The sequence below is a fragment of the Streptomyces muensis genome (assembly GCF_021474425.1).
GTDB classification, from domain to species: Bacteria; Actinomycetota; Actinomycetes; order Streptomycetales; family Streptomycetaceae; genus Streptomyces; species Streptomyces muensis.
Genome location: NZ_JAKEIP010000509.1, coordinates 1 through 2,552 on the forward strand (window position 1 = coordinate 1; position 2,552 = coordinate 2,552).

A 2,552-nucleotide genomic window follows, 5' to 3' on the forward strand; every position below is an offset into this window, starting at 1 on the left:
CCCGTCCCTCCGCGTCCGGCCACCAGCCCGTCCGCGCCACCCGACCCGTCTCCCAGCGCCGTCCGAGTACGGCCCCGGCGGCAGCGGCCGTACGGCGCCCCGGGGCGCGGCCCGTGCCGCGGGCCGTACGGCGGTTTCCCAACCCCCGGCTCACCGGCCTCGGCTGCGGACTGTTCTGCGGTGCCGTGATGCTGGTGCTCGGTCACCTCGACGCGCTGCTGCTCGGGTCGTCGCTCACCGTGTACAGCGTGCTGTTCCTGCCGGTGTGCGCGCTGACCGCGGTGTGGGTGCGCCGGAGCGAGCTGATGACCGCGCCGGTGGTGGTGCCGATCGCGTTCGCGGTGGGGCTGGTTCCGGTGGCCGACGAGGGCGGCGGGATCGGCGGTCATCTGATGGGGCTCTTCACGGCCCTCGCCACACAGGCCGGATGGCTGTACGGGGGGACGCTGATCGCCGGTCTCGTCGTGCTCGTGCGAAGGGCCCGTCTGGTGGCACTCAGGGCGGCGGCCCGACGACGCTCCACGTGACCGCGACCGTGACCGCGACCGTCGGCCAACAGCCGACTGACTGGCCTACGTCCGCCGGCGGGCCGTCCCCGATCAGCCGTCCTTCTCCGCCGCGTGCATCGCCGCGCCCACGATCCCCGCGTTGTTCTGCAACTGCGCCGGGACGATGTCCGCCTTGATGCCCTGGATGTGGGGCAGGAACTTGTGGGACTTGCGGCTCACCCCGCCGCCGATGATGAACAGCTCCGGGGAGAACAGCATCTCGACATGGGCGAGGTACTTCTGGACCCGGTGGGCCCAGTGCTCCCACGTCAGGTCCTCGTCCTCCTTCGCCTTGCTGGAGGCGCGCTTCTCGGCGTCGTGGCCGTGGAGTTCGAGGTGGCCCAGCTCGGTGTTGGGGACGAGGCGGCCGTCGATGAAGACCGCGCTGCCGATGCCCGTGCCGAAGGTGAGGAGGATCACGGTGCCCCGGCGGTCGCGGCCCGCACCGAAGTGCATCTCGGCGACGCCGGCCGCGTCCGCGTCGTTCACGACGGTCACCGGGAGGCCGCCGAGGCGGTCGCTGAACAACGCGCGCGCGTCCGTGTCGATCCAGCTCTTGTCGACGTTGGCCGCCGTACGGATCGTGGATCCGTCGGTGACCACACCGGGGAAGGTGAGCCCGACCGGCCCGGTCCAGCCGTAGTGCTCGACGACCTGCTTCACACCGTCGGCCACCCCGTCGGGCGTGGCCGGGTGCGGAGTGAGCACCTTGAAGCGCTCCTGAGCGAGATCGCCTCTTTCGAGGTCCACCGGGGCACCCTTGATCCCGGATCCACCGATGTCCAAGCCGAAGATCTGCATGGCCCTACGTTACGACGCGGGACCGACAGTCACTCCCCGGAGTTGCCGGAGTCGCCGGCGACCGTGGACCCGGTGCGCTCGGCGATCAGCGCGGCCGCCTCCTCGCGCAGGTCGCGGCGGAGTTCCTTGGGCAGCGAGAAGGTGATCGACTCCTCGGCCGCCTTGACCAGCTCCACGTCGCCGTAGCCGCGCTGGGTCAGCCACTCCAGGACCTCTTCGACCAGCACCTCCGGGACGGAGGCGCCGGAGGTGACGCCGACCGTCGTCACGCCCTCCAGCCAGGCTTCGTCGATCTCGCTCGCGAAGTCCACGAGGTAGGCCTCGCGGGAGCCGGCGAGCTTGGCGACCTCGACCAGGCGCTTGGAGTTGGAGGAGTTGCGGGAGCCGACCACGATGACCAGCTCGGCCTCGGCGCCCATCTGCTTCACGGCGAGCTGACGGTTCTGCGTGGCGTAGCAGATGTCGTCGCTGGGCGGGGAGATGAGCTGCGGGAACTTCTCCTTGAGGGCGTCGACGGTCTCCATGGTCTCGTCGACGGAGAGGGTGGTCTGGGAGAGCCAGACGACCTTCGAGTCGTCGCGGACCTCGACCTTGGCGACGTCGCCGGGGCCGTCGACGAGCTGGATGTGGTCCGGTGCCTCGCCGGAGGTACCGATGACCTCCTCGTGGCCCTCGTGGCCGATGAGGAGGATGTCGTAGTCCTCATTGGCGAAGCGGACGGCTTCCTTGTGGACCTTGGTGACGAGCGGGCAGGTCGCGTCGATGGTGGCCAGCTTGCCGCGCGCGGCCTCCTCGTGGACGACGGGGGCGACGCCGTGCGCGGAGAACATCACGATGTTCCCCGGCGGGACCTCCTCCGTCCGCTCGACGAAGACGGCGCCCTTCTTCTCCAGGGTCTGTACGACGTACTTGTTGTGGACGATCTCGTGCCGGACGTACACCGGAGCGCCGTACTGCTCCAGGGCTTTCTCGACGGCGATCACGGCGCGGTCCACTCCCGCGCAGTAGCCACGGGGGGCGGCGAGCAGGACACGGCGGCCTGGCGAAGCAGTCATGCGTCCCATCGTAAGGGTGCGTACGGCGGGGCGAAGATCGCGTGGGTGACGGCTTGGTGCATGGAGTGACCGGGGTTGTGAGGGGTGGGAAACGGCCGGGTCTCCTCGCCCCCGCCGCCCCTACCCGTCCCATCCCTGGGGCTCCGCC

The 2,552-nt window shown here is 70.3% G+C and carries 3 protein-coding genes; 1 reads left to right on the plus strand and 2 read right to left on the minus strand.

Annotated features, from left to right (window positions below; genetic code table 11):
- Nucleotides 1–527 (plus strand): DUF6542 domain-containing protein (locus L0P92_RS43795; protein ID WP_234768705.1); only part of this gene is annotated, 527 nt, incomplete at its 5' end.
- 72 nt (nt 528–599) lie between these two features.
- On the opposite strand, the gene ppgK is transcribed toward L0P92_RS43795, so the two are convergent.
- Nucleotides 600–1,349 (minus strand): polyphosphate--glucose phosphotransferase, encoded by a 750-nt coding sequence (gene ppgK / locus L0P92_RS43800; RefSeq protein ID WP_234768706.1) that lies wholly within the window; start codon nt 1,347–1,349, stop codon nt 600–602.
- Between the two features lie 29 nt (nt 1,350–1,378).
- Complete coding sequence (locus L0P92_RS43805; protein WP_234768707.1) at nt 1,379–2,413, minus strand: 4-hydroxy-3-methylbut-2-enyl diphosphate reductase; 1,035 nt, start codon at nt 2,411–2,413, stop codon at nt 1,379–1,381.
- Nucleotides 2,414–2,552: the final 139 nt, after the last annotated feature.

Coding starts and splice junctions, on each gene's coding strand:
- ppgK (WP_234768706.1), bottom strand. CDS start 1,349: ATGCAGATCTTCGGCTTGGACATCGGTGGATCCGGGATCAAGGGTGCC.
- L0P92_RS43805 (WP_234768707.1), bottom strand. CDS start 2,413: ATGGGACGCATGACTGCTTCGCCAGGCCGCCGTGTCCTGCTCGCCGCC.